General features: G+C 68.4%; 18 protein-coding genes. 13 read left to right on the top strand and 5 right to left on the bottom strand.

The window, feature by feature from the left end:
- The 4 genes from AB1281_RS19160 to AB1281_RS19145 all read left to right on the top strand — a co-directional run bounded on the left by AB1281_RS19160 (nt 1) and on the right by AB1281_RS19145 (nt 5,486).
- The gene (locus tag AB1281_RS19160; protein WP_430346713.1) at nt 1-690 is read left to right on the top strand and encodes a glutathione binding-like protein; all 690 of its coding nucleotides are present in this window, start codon (nt 1-3) and stop codon (nt 688-690) included.
- 162 nt (nt 691-852) lie between these two features.
- A complete protein-coding gene (locus AB1281_RS19155) occupies nt 853-3,078 on the top strand; it encodes a S9 family peptidase (RefSeq protein WP_430346712.1) in 2,226 nt (741 codons plus the stop codon).
- A 25-nt stretch (nt 3,079-3,103) separates the two neighbouring features.
- Nucleotides 3,104-3,619, top strand: coding sequence for a cytochrome c oxidase assembly factor Coa1 family protein (locus AB1281_RS19150; protein WP_430346711.1), 516 nt, complete (start codon nt 3,104-3,106; stop codon nt 3,617-3,619).
- 67 nt (nt 3,620-3,686) lie between these two features.
- Entirely contained in the window at nt 3,687-5,486 is a 1,800-nt protein-coding gene (locus AB1281_RS19145; RefSeq protein WP_430346710.1) for a DUF885 domain-containing protein, read from the top strand.
- Between the two features lie 223 nt (nt 5,487-5,709).
- Here AB1281_RS19145 and AB1281_RS19140 read toward each other — a convergent pair whose 3' ends face one another.
- Nucleotides 5,710-6,174, bottom strand: coding sequence for a hypothetical protein (locus tag AB1281_RS19140; protein ID WP_014038879.1), 465 nt, complete (start codon nt 6,172-6,174; stop codon nt 5,710-5,712).
- 186 nt (nt 6,175-6,360) lie between these two features.
- Here AB1281_RS19140 and AB1281_RS19135 point away from each other — a divergent pair, with 186 nt between their 5' ends.
- The 4 genes from AB1281_RS19135 to AB1281_RS19120 all read left to right on the top strand — a co-directional run bounded on the left by AB1281_RS19135 (nt 6,361) and on the right by AB1281_RS19120 (nt 8,961).
- Nucleotides 6,361-6,609 carry a hypothetical protein gene (locus AB1281_RS19135; protein WP_005420185.1) on the top strand — a complete coding sequence of 83 codons (249 nt, stop codon included), beginning with the start codon at nt 6,361-6,363 and terminating at the stop codon, nt 6,607-6,609.
- A 123-nt stretch (nt 6,610-6,732) separates the two neighbouring features.
- Nucleotides 6,733-7,650 (top strand): bestrophin family protein, encoded by a 918-nt coding sequence (locus tag AB1281_RS19130; protein WP_014038878.1) that lies wholly within the window; start codon nt 6,733-6,735, stop codon nt 7,648-7,650.
- A 19-nt stretch (nt 7,651-7,669) separates the two neighbouring features.
- A complete protein-coding gene (gene hemB / locus AB1281_RS19125) occupies nt 7,670-8,659 on the top strand; it encodes a porphobilinogen synthase (protein WP_164117844.1) in 990 nt (329 codons plus the stop codon).
- 32 nt (nt 8,660-8,691) lie between these two features.
- On the top strand, nt 8,692-8,961 hold the full coding sequence (locus tag AB1281_RS19120; RefSeq protein ID WP_430346709.1) for an SHOCT domain-containing protein: 270 nt from the start codon (nt 8,692-8,694) through the stop codon (nt 8,959-8,961).
- Between the two features lie 96 nt (nt 8,962-9,057).
- Here the strand turns inward: AB1281_RS19120 and AB1281_RS19115 are convergent, their stop codons facing one another.
- A complete protein-coding gene (locus AB1281_RS19115) occupies nt 9,058-9,921 on the bottom strand; it encodes a TolB family protein (protein ID WP_430346708.1) in 864 nt (287 codons plus the stop codon).
- 48 nt (nt 9,922-9,969) lie between these two features.
- Here AB1281_RS19115 and aroE point away from each other — a divergent pair, with 48 nt between their 5' ends.
- The 3 genes from aroE (at nt 9,970) to dinG (ending at nt 13,430) form a co-directional block, all read left to right on the top strand.
- Nucleotides 9,970-10,815 (top strand): shikimate dehydrogenase, encoded by an 846-nt coding sequence (gene aroE, locus AB1281_RS19110; RefSeq protein WP_075675899.1) that lies wholly within the window; start codon nt 9,970-9,972, stop codon nt 10,813-10,815.
- 3 nt (nt 10,816-10,818) lie between these two features.
- A complete protein-coding gene (locus AB1281_RS19105) occupies nt 10,819-11,172 on the top strand; it encodes a hypothetical protein (protein WP_430346707.1) in 354 nt (117 codons plus the stop codon).
- Between the two features lie 155 nt (nt 11,173-11,327).
- A complete protein-coding gene (gene dinG / locus AB1281_RS19100) occupies nt 11,328-13,430 on the top strand; it encodes an ATP-dependent DNA helicase DinG (protein ID WP_014038872.1) in 2,103 nt (700 codons plus the stop codon).
- A gap of 12 nt (nt 13,431-13,442) precedes the next feature.
- On the opposite strand, the gene AB1281_RS19095 is transcribed toward dinG, so the two are convergent.
- Genes AB1281_RS19095 through ilvD form a run of 3 tightly spaced genes read right to left on the bottom strand, consistent with a single transcriptional unit; the run spans nt 13,443 to nt 17,183 of the window.
- Entirely contained in the window at nt 13,443-14,036 is a 594-nt protein-coding gene (locus AB1281_RS19095; protein WP_430346706.1) for a hypothetical protein, read from the bottom strand.
- Nucleotides 14,037-14,063: 27 nt separating this feature from the next.
- Entirely contained in the window at nt 14,064-15,287 is a 1,224-nt protein-coding gene (locus tag AB1281_RS19090; RefSeq protein WP_430346705.1) for a DUF418 domain-containing protein, read from the bottom strand.
- A gap of 57 nt (nt 15,288-15,344) precedes the next feature.
- The gene (gene ilvD / locus AB1281_RS19085) at nt 15,345-17,183 is read right to left on the bottom strand and encodes a dihydroxy-acid dehydratase (RefSeq protein WP_075675902.1); all 1,839 of its coding nucleotides are present in this window, start codon (nt 17,181-17,183) and stop codon (nt 15,345-15,347) included.
- A 420-nt stretch (nt 17,184-17,603) separates the two neighbouring features.
- On the opposite strand from ilvD, the gene AB1281_RS19080 reads away from it, so the two are divergent.
- Together AB1281_RS19080 and AB1281_RS19075 are read left to right on the top strand one after the other, a co-directional pair.
- Nucleotides 17,604-18,176 carry a DUF1190 domain-containing protein gene (locus AB1281_RS19080; RefSeq protein ID WP_014038869.1) on the top strand — a complete coding sequence of 191 codons (573 nt, stop codon included), beginning with the start codon at nt 17,604-17,606 and terminating at the stop codon, nt 18,174-18,176.
- A gap of 7 nt (nt 18,177-18,183) precedes the next feature.
- A complete protein-coding gene (locus AB1281_RS19075; protein WP_430346704.1) occupies nt 18,184-19,362 on the top strand; it encodes a glutathionylspermidine synthase family protein in 1,179 nt (392 codons plus the stop codon).
- Nucleotides 19,363-19,647 lie beyond the last annotated feature (285 nt).

Below are 19,647 nucleotides of genomic sequence, written 5' to 3'. Positions count from 1 at the left end.
ATGATCGACCTGTATTACTGGCCCACACCGAACGGCCACAAAGTGACCCTGCTGTTGGAAGAAACCGGCCTGGAATACCGCATCCACCCGGTCAACATCGGCTCGGGCGACCAGTTCAAGCCGGAATTCCTCGCCATTTCGCCCAACAACAAGATGCCGGCCATTGTCGACCAGGCCCCGGCCGATGGCGGTGCCCCGCAGAGCGTGTTCGAGTCCGGCGCGATCCTGCTGTACCTGGCCGAGAAGACCGGCCAGTTCCTGCCCCGCGACCCGCGCGGCCGCGTCACCACCCTGGAGTGGCTGTTCTGGCAGATGGCCGGCCTGGGCCCGATGAGCGGCCAGATGGGGCATTTCAATGTGTATGCGCCGGAAAAGATCCCGTATGCGATCGAGCGCTATGACAACGAAGTGCGCCGCCTGCATGGGGTGATGGACAAGCGCCTGGCCCAGCACGCCTTCCTGGCCGGCGACGAGTACACCATCGCCGACATGGCCAGCTACCCGTGGATCGGCGCCTACGACAAGCTGCCGGTGGATTTCGCCGCATTCCCGAACCTCAAGCGCTGGCACGATGCCATCGCCGCACGCCCGGCCACCCAACGTGCCTATGCCTTGCGCCAGCAGGTGAACCCCAACGCCGGCAAGCCGCTCAGCGACGAAGAGCGCAAGCACCTGTTCGGCCAGCGCTGACCCGTCGCGGGGTCGGATCCCTTTGCAGCGCAAAGGGCTCTGACCCCAGCACCGCGGCATGGGCAGAAGGTCATGCTGCCTTCCTGCACGGGCTTGGTTAGGATGGGGGACGACCGCCCGGCGCCAGCCGCGGGGCGGACCTGCCGTTTGACGGGATCCTCCATGCGCCACCTGTTCGCTTCGCTCGCCCTCATGCTCGCCACCAGTACCGCCGCCCACGCTGAAAAGCTGACCCTGGAAGCCATCACCGGCCCGCTGCCGCTGTCCGGCCCGACCCTGATGAAGCCGAAGGTGGCGCCGGACGGTTCGCAGGTCAGTTTCCTGCGCGGCAAGGACAGCGACCGCAACCAGCTGGACCTGTGGACCTACGACATCGGCAGCGGCCAGACCCGCCTGCTGGTTGATTCCAAGGTGGTGCTGCCCGGCACCGAGACCCTCAGCGATGAGGAAAAGGCCCGCCGCGAGCGCCAGCGCATCGCCGCGATGACCGGCATTGTCGATTACCAGTGGTCGCCGGACGCGCAGCGCCTGCTGTTCCCGTTGGGCGGCGAACTCTACCTGTACGACCTCAAGCAGCAGGGAGCGGCGGCCGTGCGCCAGCTGACCCATGGTGAAGGCTTCGCCACCGACGCCAAGCTGTCACCCAAGGGCGGCTTCGTCAGCTTCATCCGCGGCCGCAACCTGTGGGTGATCGACCTGGCCAGTGGCAGGCAGCTGCAGCTGACCCGCGACGGCAGCACCACCATCGGCAACGGCGTGGCCGAGTTCGTCGCCGATGAAGAAATGGACCGCCACACCGGCTACTGGTGGGCGCCGGACGATTCGACCATCGCCTTCGCCCGCATCGACGAGGCACCGGTGCCGGTGCAGAAGCGCTACGAGGTCTACGCCGACCGCACCGATGTGATCGAACAGCGTTACCCGGCCGCCGGCGACGCCAACGTACGCGTGCAGCTGGGCGTGATCGCACCGGCTGCCGATGCGCAGCCGCGCTGGGTCGACCTGGGCAAGGAACAGGACATCTACCTGGCCCGCGTCGATTGGCGCGATGCGCAGCACCTGAGCTTCCAGCGCCAGTCGCGCGACCAGAAGCAGCTGGACCTGGTGGAAGTGGCACTCGATTCCAACCGCCAGCGCGTGCTCGCCCACGAGACCAGCCCGACCTGGGTGCCGCTGCACAACAGCCTGCGTTTTCTGGATGACGGCAGCGTGCTGTGGTCGTCCGAGCGCACCGGCTTCCAGCACCTGTACCGCATCGACAGCAAGGGCAAGACCACCGCGCTGACCCACGGCAACTGGCCGGTGGACGAGCTGCTGGCGGTCGATGAAAAGGCCGGCAAGGCCTACTTCCGTGCCGGCATCGAGACCTCGCGCGAAAGCCAGATCTACGCGGTGTCGCTGCAGGGCGGTGAGCCGCAGCGCCTGTCCAAGGCGCCGGGCATGCACAGCGCCAGCTTCGCCCGCAACGCCAGCGTCTATGTGGACAGCTGGTCCAACAGCACCACGCCGCCGCAGATCGAACTGTTCCGCGCCAATGGCGAGAAGATCGCTACGCTGGTGGAGAACGACCTGGCCGATCCCAAGCATCCGTACGCGCGTTACCGCGATGCGCAGCGCCCGGTCGAGTTCGGCACGTTGATGGCTGCCGACGGCAAGACCCCGCTGAACTACAGCCTGATCAAGCCGGCCGGCTTCGATCCGTCCAAGCGCTACCCGGTGGCGGTGTATGTCTACGGCGGCCCGGCCAGCCAGACCGTCACCGACAGCTGGCCCGGCCGTGGTGATCACCTGTTCAACCAGTACCTGGCCCAGCAGGGCTACGTGGTGTTCTCGCTGGACAACCGCGGCACCCCGCGACGTGGCCGTGACTTCGGTGGCGCGTTGTATGGCAGGCAGGGCACGGTGGAAGTGACCGACCAGCTGCGCGGCGTGACCTGGCTGAAGCAGCAGCCGTGGGTGGACCCGGCGCGCATCGGCGTGCAGGGCTGGTCCAACGGCGGCTACATGACCCTGATGCTGCTGGCCAAGGCATCGAACCAGTACGCCTGTGGCGTGGCCGGTGCACCGGTCACCGACTGGGGCCTGTATGACAGCCACTACACCGAACGCTACATGGACCTGCCGGCGCGCAACGAAGCGGGTTACCGCGAAGCGCGCGTGCTGACCCATATCGACGGCCTGCGTTCGCCGTTGCTGCTGATCCATGGCATGGCCGATGACAACGTGCTGTTCACCAACTCGACCAGCCTGATGAGCGCGCTGCAGAAGCGCGCGCAGCCGTTCGAACTGATGACCTATCCGGGTGCCAAGCATGGCCTGTCCGGTGCCGATGCCCTGCATCGCTACCGCGTGGCCGAAGCCTTCCTGGGGCGCTGCCTGAAGCCCTGATACGCAGACGGGAAGGAGCCCGCCGATGACCCTGCCACCGCCGATTCCCACCCATGGCCCGAAGCCCGCCGGCTGGTGGTGCCGTCACTGGCGCTGGGCGATGCCGCTGACCGTGCTGCTGGTGCTGGCCGGGGCCGGCGGCGTGGTGGCCTGGAGCGTGCTGCGCTGGAGCGAGGCGGCACGCGAGAGCCCGCCGATGCGTGAAGCGATGCGTCGCGCGGGGTGCAGCATCGAACTGGTGGAAGCCTTCGGCGAGCCGCTGCGCTCCGAATCGATGCCGCTGGGCAGCATGCAGACTGCGCTCAATGGCCAGCGCGATGTCGGCCTGACCGTGGCCCTGGAGGGCCCCCGTGCACACGGCCGGCTGTTCGTGAAGGGCACCCGCAGTGACGACGTGTGGGACTACCCGGTGATGTACGTGCTGGGCGAGAACAAGCAGACCTTCGACCTGACCGCACTGGATGACGATGAAGCCGCGCAGGAATGCGAACTGCAGGCCTGCCGCGAACGCGGCGAATGCCCGCTGACCGCGGCGTTGTGACCTCCGGCCGATTGTCGCCACCGCGCTGAGCGCGTAGGGTGCGGGCAACCCTTTGCTGGAGTGTCCCATGAAGCCGATTGCATTGGCCGTTGCCCTGGCCCTGACCGCCGCCCCGTTGCTGTCCGCACCGCCGGCGCTGGCGGCACCCGCCGCCAAGGCCGCCACCCCGGCCAGCCCGGCCTGGGTCGCCCGCAGCAATGCACTGGCGCAGATCCTGCTGGATGCGCAGGGGCCGTTCCAGCCGGAAGAAACCGGCTTCTTCGGCGTGCCCGGCTACGATGACAAGGTGGCCGATCTCGGCCCGGACAACGGCAAGCGCTACCGCGCCGCGATGGCCAAGGCCCGCGACGAACTGAAGGCGAAGCTGGCCACCGAAAAGGATCCCAATGTCCGCCAGGACCTGGAGATCATGATCCACGCCGCCAACCAGAACATCGAAGGCAGCGAGCTCAACGAGAAGTACCTGCTGCCGTGGAGCGATGCGCCGCAGACGGTGTTCAGCGGCCTCAACCTGCTGCTGTCCGACCAGGTGCCGGCCGAGCGCCGGGCCAAGGCGATCGACCGCCTCAAGGCCTATGCCGGCCTGCAGCCGGGCGGCACCGCGTTCACCACGCTGGCCCGCCAGCGCTACGAGGAACGGCTGAAGGACAGCAGCCTGCTGCAGCCGACGAAGATCGAAGTGCAGCAGTCGCTGGACAACGTCGAGACCTATATCACCGGCATCGAGTCGCTGCTGAAGAAGTACCAGATCGCCGGTGCCGATGAGGCGATGAAGGCCCTGGCCGGGCAGATGAAGGACTACGCCAGCTGGACGCGCTCGACCGTGCTGCCGAAGGCGCGCAGCGACGCACGGCTGCCGGCGCCGTTGTACGCTTACCAGCTCAAGCAGGTGGGTATCGACATCGACCCGAAGCTGCTGATGCAGCGCGCGCAGCTGGAGTTCATGGAAACCCGCTCGGCGATGCAGCAGCTGGCGCCGCTGGTGGTGAAGGACAAGGGCCTGAAGGTGGCCGACCCGAGCGACCCGGTGGCGGTGATCCGGGCGCTGAAGGCTGACAAGATCGCCGACGATCATCTGGAAGGCCACTACCGCAAGGTGATCGATGCGATCGATCCGCTGATCCGCGAGCATGCCATCGTCGACGTGCCCAAGCGCGCGATGCAGATGCGCCTGGGCTCGGCTGCCGAGAGCGCGGCCAGCCCGGCACCGCATTTCCTGCCGGCGCCGCTGGTCAACAACACTGGGCAGCAGGGCACCTTCGTGCTGCCGCTGGGCAACCCGGCCGCGGGCCCGGGCGCGCAGTACGACGACTTCAACTTCGGTGCGGCGGCGTGGACGCTGAGCGCGCATGAAGGCCGCCCCGGCCACGAGCTGCAGTTCACCGCCATGGTCGAGCGCGGCGTGTCGCTGGCACGCACCATGTTCGCGTTCAATTCGGTGAACGTGGAAGGCTGGGCGCTGTATGCCGAAGCCGAGATGGTGCCGTACGAGCCGCTGGACGGGCAGATGATCGCCCTGCAGTTCCGCCTGCTGCGTGCCGCACGCGCGATGCTCGACCCGATGCTCAATCTTGGCCTGACCGACCGTGCCAACGGCGAGCGCGTGCTGATGGAGCAGGTCGGCCTGTCCAAGGCGATGGCCACCCAGGAACTGGACCGCTACATGGTGCGCATGCCGGGCCAGGCCGGCAGCTACTTCTACGGCTACACCCGCATCCTGGAACTGCGCATGCAGACCGAGCTGGCACTGGGTGCGAAGTTCGACCGCCTGGCGTTCAACAACTTCCTGCTCGACCAGGGCCTGCTGCCGCCGGACCAGCTGGCCGATGCGGTGAACAAGGTGTTCGTGCCGAAGTACAAGCGCTGAACGTCATCGGGTAGTGCCGGCCGCTGGCCGGCAATCGCCGTCGGTAGATGCCGACCTTGGTCGGCGCCGTGGGTTTCGTGCCAACCAAGGTTGGCACCTGCCAGAACGATGCGTCGTTTGTTGCAGGGGTAGTGCCGGCCGCTGGCCGGCATTCCCTTGGCGCAGGAAGCATTCCTGATGTTGCTGGCCAGCGGCCGGCACTACCGGCGTTGACCCGGGAGGGTCAACGCTGCGGCTGCGGCGTGATCACCTGCGTCGGCAGCCGTGCCGGGGGGGCCGGGTTCGGTACCCAGATCGCGACGCCGGCGGCGCGTTTCTGCGTGGTCGGAATGCCGATGCCGACGCCACCGCCGACGTGCGAGCCGAACGTGCCGGCGCCGACCGACATGCCCACCGGCGAACCGCTGCTGCCCACGCCCATCAGCACCACGCCATTGGCGCCCAGCGCTGCGGCCTCGCGCTTCAGGCGCGCCACCGCCGCATCGGTCTGGCCCTGCGTGCCGAAGCCCACGGCAGATGCCGATTCCAGCTGGGCGATTTCCTGGGAGCCGGCCGGCGGCGTCGAATAGATCTGCACCAGTGCCGGATCGATCGGCGCGCGGGCGCGCCCCAGCATGACCTTGGAAGTGCTGGCGCAGCCGGCGGCGACCAGCAGGATGGCCGCCAACGCGGCCCAACGGATGTTCATGGCACGACCCCTGTAGGACTGGTTGCGATCATCGGCGGGCCACTCTGAATCGGCGCCAACACCCGGGCCAGGGCACGCACGGCAGCACGCTAGCACGCTGCCGGTGACAGCCCCGCCAACGGCAGTAGGCGGCGACCGCGGGAACGACTATGGTGGACAGACAGGAACCAACTGCGGGAGAGCGGAATGGGTGTGATCAGTCTGTTGTGGGGCGTACTGGCGCTGTTGTGGATGATCCTGGCGCTGATTCCGCTGCTGGGCTGGGGCAACTGGTTCCTGATCCCGTTCGCCGCCGTGGGCGCGGTGATCGCCGCGCTGGGCATCCTGTTCACCCACCCGACCAAGCGGGGCCGGGCTTGGGCCGGGCTGGTGCTGAACGGCATCGTGGTGGTGGTCGGCATCCTGCGCCTGGGCCTGGGTGGCGGCGTGATCTGAGCGGCGTCGCCGGGTGCGACAGGGCGTCGCAGGTACACGGCCGCGGGCCGGGCAGGGGCGTACAATGAACGGCTGCGCGAGCCCCCCGCGTGCCTGTGAATCCGCGCCCGGCGCGGCTGCCCCATGATCATCCGACCCCGTCCCCACGGCTGGCAACTGCTGTACATCCTGCGCGGCTCGATCGTCAAAGCGATCGCGCCGAAGGTGCTGGCCATCCTGATCCTGTCCATCGCGGTGGCCGCGGTGGTGGAACTGGCGCCGCCGACCGGCATCGAACGCGTTTCGGTCACGCCGTTCACCCTGCTCGGCCTGGTCCTGTCGATCTTCCTCAGCTTCCGCAACAGCGCCTGCTATGACCGCTGGTGGGAAGGCCGCAAGCTGTGGGGCCAGCTGGTCTACGAATCGCGCTCGCTGGCCCGCCAGGTGAACCTGCTGCTGGCCGATGACGCCGGCCGCCGCCGCCGCATCGCCTATCTCACCACCGCCTTTGCCCATGCGCTGGCCGCGCGCCTGCGGGGCCGCATCGTGGCCCTGGCCGCGTTGCCGTGGCTGGACAAGCCGCAGCGCGAGCAGCTGGGCCAGCGCGAGAACGTGCCGGACGCATTGCTGTCGATGATCGCCGCCGAGCTGGCCCAGGCCCTGCGCGCCGGTGAACTCGACCCGATCCTCTACACCCAGCTGGAAGAGCGCCTGCACGCGATGTCGTCGATCCAGGCCGGCTGCGAGCGCATCCTCACCACGCCGCTGCCGTTCGCCTACACCCTGCTGCTGCACCGTTGTGCGTGGATGTTCTGCGTGCTGCTGCCGTTCGGCCTGGCCAGCTCGCTGGGCTGGGGCACGCCGGTGCTGTCGGCGGTGCTCGCCTATGCCTTCTTCGGCCTGGACCAGCTGGGCGAAGAAATGGAAGACCCGTTCGGCCTGGAGCCGAACGACCTGCCGCTGGACGCGCTGGTGCGCACGATCGAGATCGACCAGCTCGACGCGCTCGGCGAACGCCCGTTGCCCGAACCCCTGCTGCCGCAGGGTTACCTGTTGCAATAGCCACTCCTCGGAGCCTGCCATGTCCCACCCGCTTTATCGCCCGCGCCGCATGCGCCACGACGAGTTCTCGCGCCGCCTGATGCGTGAGAACACGCTGACCACCGACGACCTGATCTACCCGGTGTTCGTGCACGAACGGGCTGGACGCACCGCAGTGCCGTCGATGCCGGGCGTGGAGCGGCTGTCGATCGAAGAACTGCTGAAGGTGGCCGAAGAGGCGCTGGAGCTGGGCATTCCGGTGATCGACCTGTTCCCGGTGATCGACCCGTCGCTGAAGTCGCTGGACGCGTCGGCGGCGTGGGCCGAGGACGGCCTGGCGCAGCGTGCGATCCGCGCGCTGAAGTCGCGCTTCCCGGAACTGGGGGTGATGACCGACGTGGCGCTGGACCCGTACACCACCCATGGCCAGGACGGCATCATCGATGACAAGGGCTATGTGCTCAACGACATCACGGTCGAAGCACTGGTCAAGCAGTCGGTATCGCACGCCGAAGCCGGCGTGGACATCGTCTCGCCGTCGGACATGATGGACGGCCGCATCGGCGCGATCCGCCGTGCGCTGGATGCCGGCAATCACATCAACGTGCGCATCATGGCCTACTCGGCCAAGTACGCCTCGGCGTTCTACGGCCCGTTCCGTGATGCAGTGGGCAGCGCGGCCAGCCTCGGCAAGGCCGACAAGAAGACCTACCAGATGGACCCGGCCAACGGCGACGAGGCCCTGCGCGAGATCGCGCTGGACCTGGAAGAGGGCGCCGACATGGTGATGGTCAAGCCGGGCATGCCCTACCTGGACCTGGTGCGCCGGGTGAAGGAGAAATTCGGCGTGCCGACCTTCGCCTACCAGGTCAGTGGCGAGTACGCGATGATGAAGGCCGCCTTCGCCAATGGCTGGCTGGACGAACGCGCCTGCGTGCTGGAGTCGCTGCTGGGCTTCAAGCGGGCCGGCGCCGATGGTGTGCTGACCTATTTCGCGCCGCAGGTGGCGCGATGGCTGCGCGAGCGCTGACAATAGCGCCACGATAGACGGAGGAATACGCGATGGGACCCGAACTGGGATGGGTGCAATGGTTGATCTGGGGCATCGGTACGCTGGTGTTCGGCGCCATCATCGTCGGTGTGTTCATCGCGGCCTGGCGGGCCGGCAAGCGCCCGCCGGAACAGCTCTCCGCCGCCCGTCACGTGGCCCGTGAGCAGGCGCTGCCGGACAGCGTGCAGGCCGAGCTGGCCGCGTTGAACCAGCGCAAGGACAACGGCCAGCTGAGCGAAGTGGAGTACGAGCAGTTGCGCGCCAAGGTGTTGTCGCGCTGACTCTCAGTTCTGGTAGCCGCCAACCTTGGTTGGCGCTTTCCCGCATGCCAACCAAGGTTGGCATCTACCAGACGGCTATCCACGCATGGCGTGGATCTACCGCACGCACCCCGGCACCGCCGCCACCTTCGGCACCGCCAACCGGTACACATCCACGCCACCGGCACGCGGCGCCTTCGCTGCACTGCTGGCAACCATCATCTCGCCCGGCTTGGCGTTGTCGATCACCGGCGCGCCGGTCCAGCCGCCGGCCTGGTTGAACGACAGCCCCAGCGGCTGCAGCGCCACGCCGCTCCACGCGCAACCGCTGCTCCAGACCTGCGCGGTACTGCCGCTGCCGCGGCTGAACACCACAGCGCCGTCATGGCCCAGCCAGTCACCGTCGGTCTCGTCGTCGGCGCTGTTCAACGCGCTCAGTGCGCTGGCCGGACCACGCAGGCCCTGCGTATCCAGCGTCGACACGAACAGGTCCCAGCCGGCGCCACGGCCCTGCTGCCGGGCAAACAACAGCCGCTGGCCATCCGCGCTCAGGGCCGGCCCGCGCTCTTCCCGGCGTCCGCCGTCACCGGCCAGCGGCTGCGCCGGGCCCAGCTGGCCGTCGGCGGCCAACGCGGCGCGGTACAGCGCCAGCGCGCCCTCGCGACCAGCCGCGAACAGCAGCCAGCGGCCGTCACGGCTGAAGTAGGGATCGCGGGCTTCACCGGCCACGCCTACCGGCAGTGCCTGTGCCTGCTGCCAGCGGCCATCGACCACGCGTGCCTCCCACAGGCCCCAGCCGGCCTCGCCGCGGCGGGCGAAGACGATGCGCTGGCCATCGGTGCTGATCGTGGCGCGGCCCTCGTCGGCGCGGGTCGAGACCACGCCCATGCCTTCGATGCCGTACTCGTTCAACGCCATCGCCACGGGGGCAGAGAGTAGACTGGCGGCGAGCACCAGCAGGGGCGGGGTGATGCGCATCATCCGGTTCCGTGCACGAAAGAGCATCAGTCTAGCCAGCTTGAGGATTCCATGACCGACCGTTACGCCGTCTTCGGACACCCCGTTGCCCACTCGAAGTCGCCGCAGATCCACGCGACGTTCGGTCGCCAGGAAGGCATCGCCATCGACTACCGCGCGATCGACCTGGCCCCGGATGCGTTCCTGGCCGGCCTGGAGGCCTTCGCCGCCGAGGGCGGTGTCGGTGCCAACGTCACCCTGCCGCACAAGGAAGCCGCGTTCTCGGTGTGCACCACGCTGACCGCGCGCGCGCGCCGCGCCGGCTCGGTCAACACGCTGCTGCGCAAGGGCGACCGCTGGCACGGCGACACCACCGATGGCATCGGCCTGGTGCGCGACCTCACCGACCGCCACGGCCTGGACCTGCGCGGCCGCCGCGTGCTGATGATCGGCGCCGGTGGCTCGGCGCGCAGCGTCGCCCCGGCACTGCTCGATGCCGGCATCACCGAACTGGTGGTGGTCAACCGCACGCCGGAGCGCGCGGACGAACTGATCGACGCGATGGGCGAGCCGGGCCGTGCGATCAGCCGCTACTGGGAAGACCTGCGCGACCTCGGCGACTTCGAACTGATCGTCAACGCCACCTCGGCTGGCCGCGACCGCGACGTCGAGTTCAAGCTGCCGCTGTCGCTGGTCAATTCGATGACCACCGCCGTCGACCTGAACTACGGCGAGGCGGCCATCGCCTTCCTGGCCTGGGCCCGTGCGGCGCAGTGCCGCAATACCGTCGACGGCCTGGGCATGCTGGTCGAGCAGGCCGCCGAGAGCTTCCTGCAGTGGCACGGCGTGCGCCCGCAGACCGGCGAGGTCTACCAGGCGCTGCGCCAGGGCTCGGCCGTGCTGGCCGGCGAGGACTGACCGATGGACAGCACAACCCTGATGGTGACCGTGCTGAGCATGGTCGGCGTGCGCCTGCCGGTGCTGATCGCGCTGTGCGTCGGCCTGGTCTGGGTGGTCGGTGCGCCGCGCGATGCCACCCGCACCGGCGCGCTGGTCGGCCTGCTGTTGCTGCTGCTGTCCAGCCTGGGTGGCCTGGCGGCGGGCATGCTGCCGATGTGGCTGGTCAGCAGTGGCAACTTCAGCGCCATCTCGGGCATGAGCGCCATCTTCGGCGTGGTGCACTTCGCGCTGGCGATGGTCGAGGCCATCGGCGTGGTGCTGCTGGTGTGGGCGCTGGTGCGCCTGCTGCGGCTGCGCGGCAACCCGGTGCAGTGACACCCGGGTGACGGCCCTGGGCCGTCGCCAGCAGCGTCCGGCGTGTTCATCCAGCCGCCGGGCGTCGTCGCTGCCCCGTTCAGGCAGCCAGCGGCGGCGGACATGGCCGGCCATGCGACAATGGCCAGCCTGATCCAGCTACGGTAGTTCCCGGCGTGACCGAAACCGTCGCCGCTCCGCGCACGCTCGATGACACCTTGAAGGACGCGATCCGCAAGGCGTACACGACGCTGCAGGCCAATACCCCCGGCTTCTCCACCCGTCGCTCGCAGAGCCAGATGATCGGCGTGGTGTCGCGCGCGCTGTCGAAAAGCGGTGGCGTCGGCGTGGTCGAGGCGCCGACCGGCGTCGGCAAGAGCCTGGGCTACCTCACCGCAGGCGTACCGATCGCACTGGCCAGCAAGAAGAAGCTGGTGATCAGCACCGGCACCGTGGCGCTGCAGTCGCAGCTGGTCGAGCGTGACATCCCGAATTTCCTCAAGGCCACCGGCCTGGAAGCGACCGTGGCGCTGGCCAAGGGCCGTACCCGCTACCTGTGCACGCGCAATGCTGCCGAGGCGCAGGGCGAGGGCTCGCAGGGTGGCATGTTCGAGGATGACGCACCCTTGTTCGACCGGCCGCTGGCGCCGATCGAGATGGACATCGCCAAGCGCCTGACCGACGCCTTCACCGGCGGCAGCTGGGACGGCGACATCGACAACGCGCCGGAGACCATCAGCCCCGGCCTGCGCAGCCGCATCACCACGCCGGCTTCGGGCTGCGCCGGGCGCCGCTGTGCCTATTCGGCGCAGTGCGCGGTGCTGCGTTCGCGCAATACGGTGCGCGACGCACAGATCGTGGTCACCAACCACGCGCTGCTGCTGTCGGCGCTGTCGATCGGTGACAGCGACAACGGCCAGCCGTTGATCGCGCCGCCCTCGGACATGCTGCTGGTGCTGGACGAAGGCCATCACATCGGCAACGTGGCGATCGACCAGGGTGCGGCCAGCCTCGCGCTGGACGAGATGGCCAAGCGCACCGGCCGCCTGCAGATCCTGATCGCCGGTGCCTACCGTGCGGTCGACAAGGACCGCCTTGGCAACCTGTTGCCGAACGAAGCGATCGAGGTGGCCAGCAACGTGGCCAAGCAGCTGCGCGCGTTCCGCGACCACATCGAACGGGTGTGGATGCCGGCGCCGGCCGACGAAGAGCCGATGTGGCGCGCGGCCAATGGTCGTCTGCCCGAGGCCTGGCGCGAGCCGATCGAGGCCCTCGCCGACGATACCCGCAGCCTCTACAACTGGGCGCATGCCGCCACCGCGCAGGTGGCCAAGGGCAAGCCGGACGATGCCGCGCGCGAGCGCCTGCAGCGCAACCTGGGCATGGCGCTGGAGATGATCGAGCAGCAGTACAACCTGTGGCAGGCGTGGCGCCGCGAGGACAAGGACGGTGCACCGCCGATGGCACGCTGGGTCACCGCCACCCGCGACGGCGACCTGGTGCTGCACGGCTCGCCGGTGTCGGCCGCGCACGTGCTGCGCAAGCTGCTGTGGGATGAAGTGGACTCGGTGGTGATGACCTCGGCGACGTTGACCGGCGGTGGCGACTTCCAGTCGCTGGCGATCGACAACGGCATTCCGGAAGAGGCCGAGATGGTCTCGCTGTCGTCGCCCTTCGACCTGCCCAACCAGGCCGAGCTGATCGTGCCGAAGTTCCCGGTCACGCCTGACGACCGCGAAGGCCATCCGCGCGAAGTGGCGCGTTACCTCGACACCGAACTGGACTGGGCCAAGGGCTCGATGGTGCTGTTCACCTCGCGCTGGAAGATGGAGAAGGTGGCCGGGCTGATGTCGGCCGCGCGCCGCAAGCAGGTGCTGGTGCAGGGCGAGATGTCCAAGACCCGCCTGATCGACGAGCACCTGCGACGCGTGGCGGCAGGCGAGGGCTCGGTGCTGTTCGGGCTGAATTCGTTCGGCGAAGGCCTCGACCTGCCCGGTGAGGCTTGCACCACCGTGGTGATCACCCAGGTGCCGTTCGCGGTGCCGACCGACCCGCAGACCGCCACCCTCAGCGAGTGGTTCGAGGGGCGCGGGCTCAACGCGTTCAACCTGATCGCCATTCCGCATGCGCTGCGCACGTTGACCCAGTTCGCCGGCCGCCTGATCCGCACCTCCACCGACACCGGCCGCGTGGTCATCCTCGATTCGCGGCTGCTGACCCGCCGCTACGGCAAGCGCATCATCGACGCGCTGCCGCCGTTCAAGCGCGTGATCGGCTGACCGGGGGCCGTACTACGGTTCCGGGCACGATCCGGACGCCAGCGCGTAGGGCTGGTACATGCAGCGGATGAGGGCATCGACGATCTTCAACCGTGGCGGCCATGGCGCCCTCTGCGCGCCATCCACGGCCTGCATCAGCGCCGACCCATCGTTGAGCCCGCTGCCCGCCGGCGGCGGCAGTGCAGCCAGTCGCGCGCGCATGCGGCGCAGTGCCGGCAGGTCGTCATCGAGAAACGCAATGGTGGCATCGACGTACAGGTTCCATCCCTCCGGATCAGCGTTGCGGGGCCTGTAGGTCAGCCGCATCAAGGCGCTGGCGGGATCGCGCTGCCCTGCGTCGGCGCGTAGCTGCGCCTCATGCCAGGTCAGCTCGGTATGCCCGGCCGCCTTCGACTGTCGGCGGTAGGCGGCGAACAGGTCAGCGATCTCCAGCTGGCAGCCCGAGCGCTCGATCAGTGCGTCCCAGCCATCGCCAGGCCCGCGGTTGAACGCCTCGGGCGTCATCGCCTGCAGTCCGGCGTGATCGTCGAACCGGCAGTCGTCGGCCAGCGCCGGGGCGGAGGCGCCGGCCAGTGCCAGCAGCAGGACCACGCGGGAGAATTTCATGGGGGCTTCCTGTAGACCGCGCACACTCTAGCGCCGCAGCGGCAGCCATTGCCCTTCGCTGGCGCTGCGCCACAGCCATTCGACCGGCCCGAAGCGATGGCCACGCAGCCACCACGCGCTCGCCCACAGTTGCAGCGGGAACACCACCGCCGCCACCAGGAGCACTGGCCACAGCCCGTGCTGCGGGCCGATACCCAGCCCGAAGCCGGCAAACAGCGGCACGCCGATCGCGCTTTGCAGCAGGTAGTTGCTCAGTGCCATGCGCCCGGCCGGCACGAACACGCGCAGCATGCGCTCGGCCCACGGGCGCAGATAGAGCAGGGTGAAGATCGCCGCCGCAGCAATGCCCAGTGCCAGCGGCGCAACGCGATAGGACACGCGCAGCAGATAGCCGGGCACGCCCGAACGCAGCGCCGGCCATGCCTGTTTGAGCGCATCGGCCTGGGCATCGATCCACAGGAACACCGCCGTCAGCAGCAGGCTGCCGATGGCGATCGAGCGCAGCAGCGGCAGATGCGCCTGCGGCTGCTGCAGCAGCCCGCGACGGCCGGCCCAGTAGCCCAGCAGGAAGCGGCCGAGCACGAAGAACAGCAGCGCCCAGTTGCTCAGCTTCAGCCATGCGGCCAGCTGCAGGTTGTGCCACCACGCCTGCGCCAGCGTGCCGTGCGCCAGAGCATCGAGCGCCATGGCGTTCATCTGCGCGCGCGGTGTGAGCAGGGCGACCCATTCGCGGATCCACGGCGACAGCAGCGGTGGCAGCAACAGGGCAATGAACACCCCGCTGAACAGCAGTGCGCGATCACCCAGGTGACGGAACAGCGGCAGCAGCAGGCCCACCAGCGCATACACCAGCAGGATGTCACCCCACCACAGCAGCACCGAATGCAGCAGGCCGATCACCAGCAGCACGCCCATGCGTCGCAGGTGCGCGGCCATGCTGCCCTGCGCATTGCCATCCATCTGCATCGCCACGCCCATGCCGAACAGCAGCGAGAACAGGGTGATCGCCTTCATGTCCACCAGCCATTCCATGCCGGTGCGGATGGCGTGGTCGAGGGCCGCGCTGGGCAGTGCCTGCTGCGCGGCCTCGGTCATCAACGCATCGAGCGAGAAGAAGCGCAGGTTGACCAGGAACACGCCGAGCAGCGCGAACCCACGCAGGGCATCGATGAGGGGCTGGCGCGGCGGGCGATGGGTCATGCCGCGCAGCGTACCGGATCGGTAGTGCTGGTCGCTGGCCGGCAACCTCATTGATGTGCAGACGCATTGTGCAGATGCCGGCCAGCGGCCGGCACTACCGCACGGGGATCAATCGCCGAGCAGCGCGGTGTTGCGTACGGCGCCCTTGTCGGCACTGGTGGCCAGCAGCGCGTAAGCCTTCAGCGCGCTGGTGACCTTGCGCGGGCGCGGTGCGCGTGGCTTCCAGCCGCGGGCATCGGCGTCGGCGCGGCGCTGGGCAAGGGTGGCCTCGTCCAGCAGCAGATCGATGCGGCGGGCGGGGATGTCGATGCGGATGCGGTCGCCGTTTTCCACCAGGCCGATGACACCGCCGCTGGCAGCTTCCGGTGAGACGTGGCCGATCGACAGGCCCGAGGTGCCGCCGGAAAAGCGGCCATCGGTGAGCAGCGCGCATTGCTTGCCCAGCCCCTTCGATTTCAGGTAGCTGGTCGGGTACAGCATTTCCTGCATGCCGGGGCCGCCCTTCGGGCCCTCGTAGCGGATCACCACCACGTCACCCGGCTGCACTTCGTCGGCGAGGATGCCGGCGACGGCGGCGTCCTGGCTTTCATAGACGCGCGCGGGGCCTTCGAACACATGGATCGACTCGTCCACGCCGGCGGTCTTCACCACGCAGCCATCCACGGCCAGGTTGCCGCGCAGCACGGCGAGGCCGCCTTCCAGCGAATATGCGTGCTGCAGCGAGCGGATGCAGCCTTCGGCGCGGTCCACGTCCAGGCTCGGCCAGCGCGTGGCCTGGCTGAAGGCCTCCTGGGTGGGGATGCCGGCCGGGCCGGCCTTGAAGAAGGCATGCAGGGTGTCGTTGTCACTGCGCACCACGTCCCAGCGTTCCAGCGCGTCGGCCAGGCTGGTGCTGTGCACGGTCGGCACCGTGGTATCGAGCAGGCCGGCGCGGTCCAGCTCACCGAGGATGCCGAACACGCCGCCGGCGCGGTGCACGTCTTCGATGTGGTACTTCGGCGTGTTCGGTGCCACCTTGCACAGCTGCGGGACGCGCCGCGACAGTGCATCGATGTGGGTCAGGTCGAAGTCGACCTCGGCTTCCTGCGCGGCAGCCAGCAGGTGCAGGATGGTGTTGGTGGAACCGCCCATGGCGATGTCCAGGGTCATCGCATTGGCGAAGGCGGCCTGGGTGGCGATGCCGCGCGGCAGCGCGCTCGCGTCTTCGCCGCCATACCAGCGGTGGCAGAGCTCGACGATCAGGCGGCCGGCACGACGGAACAGCGCTTCGCGGTCGGCGTGGGTGGCCAGCGTGGTGCCGTTGCCGGGCAGCGACAGGCCCAGTGCTTCGGTCAGGCAGTTCATCGAGTTGGCGGTGAACATGCCCGAGCAGGAACCGCAGGTGGGGCAGGCGCTGCGCTCGAACGCGGCGACCTTCTCGTCGGAGGCGCTGTCATCGGCGGCCACCACCATCGCGTCGACCAGGTCCAGCTTGTGCTCGGACAGCTTGGTCTTGCCCGCTTCCATCGGCCCGCCGGAGACGAACACCACCGGGATGTTGAGGCGCAGCGCGGCCATCAGCATGCCGGGGGTGATCTTGTCGCAGTTGCTGATGCACACCAGTGCGTCGGCACAGTGCGCGTTGACCATGTATTCCACGGCATCGGCGATGATCTCGCGGCTGGGCAGCGAATACAGCATGCCGTCGTGGCCCATCGCGATGCCATCGTCCACGGCGATGGTGTTGAATTCCTTGGCGACGCCGCCGACCTGCTCGATCTCGCGCGCGACCAGCTGGCCGAGGTCCTTCAGGTGCACGTGGCCGGGCACGAACTGGGTGAAGGAGTTGGCGATGGCGATGATCGGCTTGTGGAAGTCGCCGTCCTTCATGCCGGTGGCACGCCACAGGGCGCGGGCGCCGGCCATGTTGCGGCCGGCGGTGGAGGTGCGGGAACGGTATTCGGGCATGGCTGGCGGAACGGGCGGGCCGTACGACGTGGGGGTCGCCTGATCATGGCCAATTTTTTCGGTTGCTGCTGCAACCACCGGGGAGAGAGCGGCAGGGCTGCGCCCTGCACCCGCGGTAGTGCCGGCCGCTGGCCGGCAACCTCAACAGCAACAGCTGGGCTATCCGTGGGACGGCGGGGTGGGTCCGGTGGCAGGGGACGCCGTGAATCCGTCCATGGGGGCTTGGTCGCGGCATCCATGCCGCTCACACCCCTGCCACCGGACCCACCCCGCCTTCGACAGTTGGCCGCGATCCGACCCCGATTCCTGATTGGAACGACGAAAATGAAAGTCCGTTCATCTTTCCCACTTTGCCGATTCCGGTTGCTGGTCCGGATTTGGCATCATTGGGGCATTGATCCGTCGACAGGGCATGAGGCCATGAAACGTTCCCGCACCACCGCGCTGCTGCTGATGAGCGCCGCGCCGCTGCTGTTCACCGCCTGCCAGAAGGAGCCGGAGGTGAAGGTGCAGGAAGGCCTGTATACCTCGGTCGAGGCCTGCACCGAGGCCACCGGCGATCCGTCGTCGTGCCGCAATGCGTTCGCCGAAGCGCAGAAGCAGGCCGCCGATGCGGCGCCGAAGTACGCCAGCAAGGAAGCCTGCGAGAAGGACTACAAGCCGGAGCAGTGCGTGCAGCAGCACACCTCGGCCGGTACCTCGTTCATCGGTCCGATGATGATGGGCTTCTTCATGTCGCAGATGCTGAGCAACCGCGGCGGCCTCGCCCCGCAGGCGCCGGCCGCTTCGCCGGCCTACCAGGACAAGAGCGCCGGTTGGGCGCGTCCGGCTCCGGGCGGCAGCGGCGGCCTGAACACCGCCAGCGGCATCGGCGCGGGCAAGGCTGGCCTGGCCCCGGTCACCAGCGAGCCGAACCGTGCGGTCACCGCCAGCCGTGGTGGCTTCGGCAACACCAGCGCACGCCGCAGCACCAGCGGCAGCTACGGCGGCTGATCGACCCATGCAGCGCATCCGGATTGCCGAGCGTGCCCAGTGGCGGGCACGCGCGGAAGAAGCGGGTTTCCGCTTCCACACCATCGACGGCCAGCCGTACTGGGATGAAAGCGCGTACTACGCCTTCACCCTGCGCCAGATCGAGCAGGACATCGAAGACCCCAGCGCCGAGCTGCACCAGATGGCGATGGACCTGGTCGGTGATGTCATCGGCAGCGAACGGTTGATGGACCAGCTGGCGATTCCGTCGCATTACCGCGACTGGATCGCCGACAGCTGGCGCCAGCGCCAGCCGCACCTCTATGGACGCCTGGACCTGGCCTACGACGGCACCGGCCCGGCCAAGCTGTACGAACTGAACTACGACACGCCGACCTCGCTGTTCGAGGCCAGCTTCTTCCAGTGGCAGTGGCTGGAAGACCAGCGCAACGCCGGTCGTCTGCCGCAGCACGCTGACCAGTTCAATGCAATCCATGAGGCGCTGGTCGAACGCTTCGGCGAACTGGCCACGCAGCTGCCGCCGCCGCTTTATTTCAGCGCCGTGGGCAGCTCCGAAGAAGACCGTGGCACCGTCGAGTACCTGCGCGACTGTGCGTCGCAGGCCGGCCTGCATGGCCAGGCCATCGCCATCGAGGATATCGGTCTGTCCGAGGACGGCCGCTTCACCGCGCTGGATGATTCGGTGATCGGCACGCTGTTCAAGCTGTATCCGCTGGAAGACCTGATGGCCGAGGAATTCGGTCGCGCGCTGCCCGGCTCGGGCGTGCAGCTGCTGGAGCCGGCGTGGAAAGCGGTGCTGAGCAACAAGGGCATCCTGCCGTTGCTGTGGCAGCGCAACGTGGGCCATCCGAACCTGCTGGAAGCGCATTTCGATGACGGCAGCACGCTGTCGTCGGGTTGGGTGCGCAAGCCGCTGTTCTCGCGCGAAGGCGCCAACATCGAGATGCACCTGGCCGATGGCAGCACCCAAAGCAGCGACGGACCCTACGACGGCCCTGCGATCATCCAGCGCGCGCATCCGCTGACCCGCTTCGAGGGCGGCTACCCGCTGATCGGCAGCTGGGTGGTAGGCGATCACGCCTGCGGCATCGGCATCCGCGAGGACGACAGCGCGATCACCCGCGACAGTGCGCGCTTCGTGCCGCACGCGATCGTCGATGAGGCGCCGACGCGGATCTACGTCTGATGACGGTGCGGCGCCCTCAGGGCCGACGTGGACGACCGACGCCGGTCGTAGAACGACACGGGTAGTGCCGGCCGCTGGCCGGCAACCGCCGTTGGTAGATGCCGACCTTGGTCGGCGGTTTGGGTTTCGTGCCAACCAAGGTTGGCACCTACCAGAGCAATGCGCCGGTTGTTGCAGGGGTGGTGCCGGCCGCTGGCCGGCGCCGTTGATTCCGCGCCAACCAAGGTTGGCACCCACCAAAGCGATGCGTCGGTTGCTGCAGGGGTAGTGCCGGCCGCTGGCCGG

Source organism: Stenotrophomonas sp. NRRL B-14846 (genome assembly GCF_050473585.1).
Taxonomy (GTDB): Bacteria; Pseudomonadota; Gammaproteobacteria; order Xanthomonadales; family Xanthomonadaceae; genus Stenotrophomonas.
This window is presented reverse-complemented; position numbering and strand designations above follow the sequence as displayed.

Excerpts from the sequence above, each read along its gene's own strand:
- AB1281_RS19160 (WP_430346713.1), top strand. The coding sequence starts at position 1 with ATGATCGACCTGTATTACTGGCCCACACCGAACGGCCACAAAGTGACC.
- AB1281_RS19155 (WP_430346712.1), top strand. The coding sequence starts at position 853 with ATGCGCCACCTGTTCGCTTCGCTCGCCCTCATGCTCGCCACCAGTACC.
- AB1281_RS19150 (WP_430346711.1), top strand. The coding sequence starts at position 3,104 with ATGACCCTGCCACCGCCGATTCCCACCCATGGCCCGAAGCCCGCCGGC.
- AB1281_RS19145 (WP_430346710.1), top strand. The coding sequence starts at position 3,687 with ATGAAGCCGATTGCATTGGCCGTTGCCCTGGCCCTGACCGCCGCCCCG.
- AB1281_RS19140 (WP_014038879.1), bottom strand. The coding sequence starts at position 6,174 with ATGAACATCCGTTGGGCCGCGTTGGCGGCCATCCTGCTGGTCGCCGCC.
- AB1281_RS19135 (WP_005420185.1), top strand. The coding sequence starts at position 6,361 with ATGGGTGTGATCAGTCTGTTGTGGGGCGTACTGGCGCTGTTGTGGATG.
- AB1281_RS19130 (WP_014038878.1), top strand. The coding sequence starts at position 6,733 with ATGATCATCCGACCCCGTCCCCACGGCTGGCAACTGCTGTACATCCTG.
- hemB (WP_164117844.1), top strand. The coding sequence starts at position 7,670 with ATGTCCCACCCGCTTTATCGCCCGCGCCGCATGCGCCACGACGAGTTC.
- AB1281_RS19120 (WP_430346709.1), top strand. The coding sequence starts at position 8,692 with ATGGGACCCGAACTGGGATGGGTGCAATGGTTGATCTGGGGCATCGGT.
- AB1281_RS19115 (WP_430346708.1), bottom strand. The coding sequence starts at position 9,921 with ATGATGCGCATCACCCCGCCCCTGCTGGTGCTCGCCGCCAGTCTACTC.
- aroE (WP_075675899.1), top strand. The coding sequence starts at position 9,970 with ATGACCGACCGTTACGCCGTCTTCGGACACCCCGTTGCCCACTCGAAG.
- AB1281_RS19105 (WP_430346707.1), top strand. The coding sequence starts at position 10,819 with ATGGACAGCACAACCCTGATGGTGACCGTGCTGAGCATGGTCGGCGTG.
- AB1281_RS19095 (WP_430346706.1), bottom strand. The coding sequence starts at position 14,036 with ATGAAATTCTCCCGCGTGGTCCTGCTGCTGGCACTGGCCGGCGCCTCC.
- AB1281_RS19090 (WP_430346705.1), bottom strand. The coding sequence starts at position 15,287 with ATGAGGTTGCCGGCCAGCGACCAGCACTACCGATCCGGTACGCTGCGC.
- ilvD (WP_075675902.1), bottom strand. The coding sequence starts at position 17,183 with ATGCCCGAATACCGTTCCCGCACCTCCACCGCCGGCCGCAACATGGCC.
- AB1281_RS19080 (WP_014038869.1), top strand. The coding sequence starts at position 17,604 with ATGAAACGTTCCCGCACCACCGCGCTGCTGCTGATGAGCGCCGCGCCG.
- AB1281_RS19075 (WP_430346704.1), top strand. The coding sequence starts at position 18,184 with ATGCAGCGCATCCGGATTGCCGAGCGTGCCCAGTGGCGGGCACGCGCG.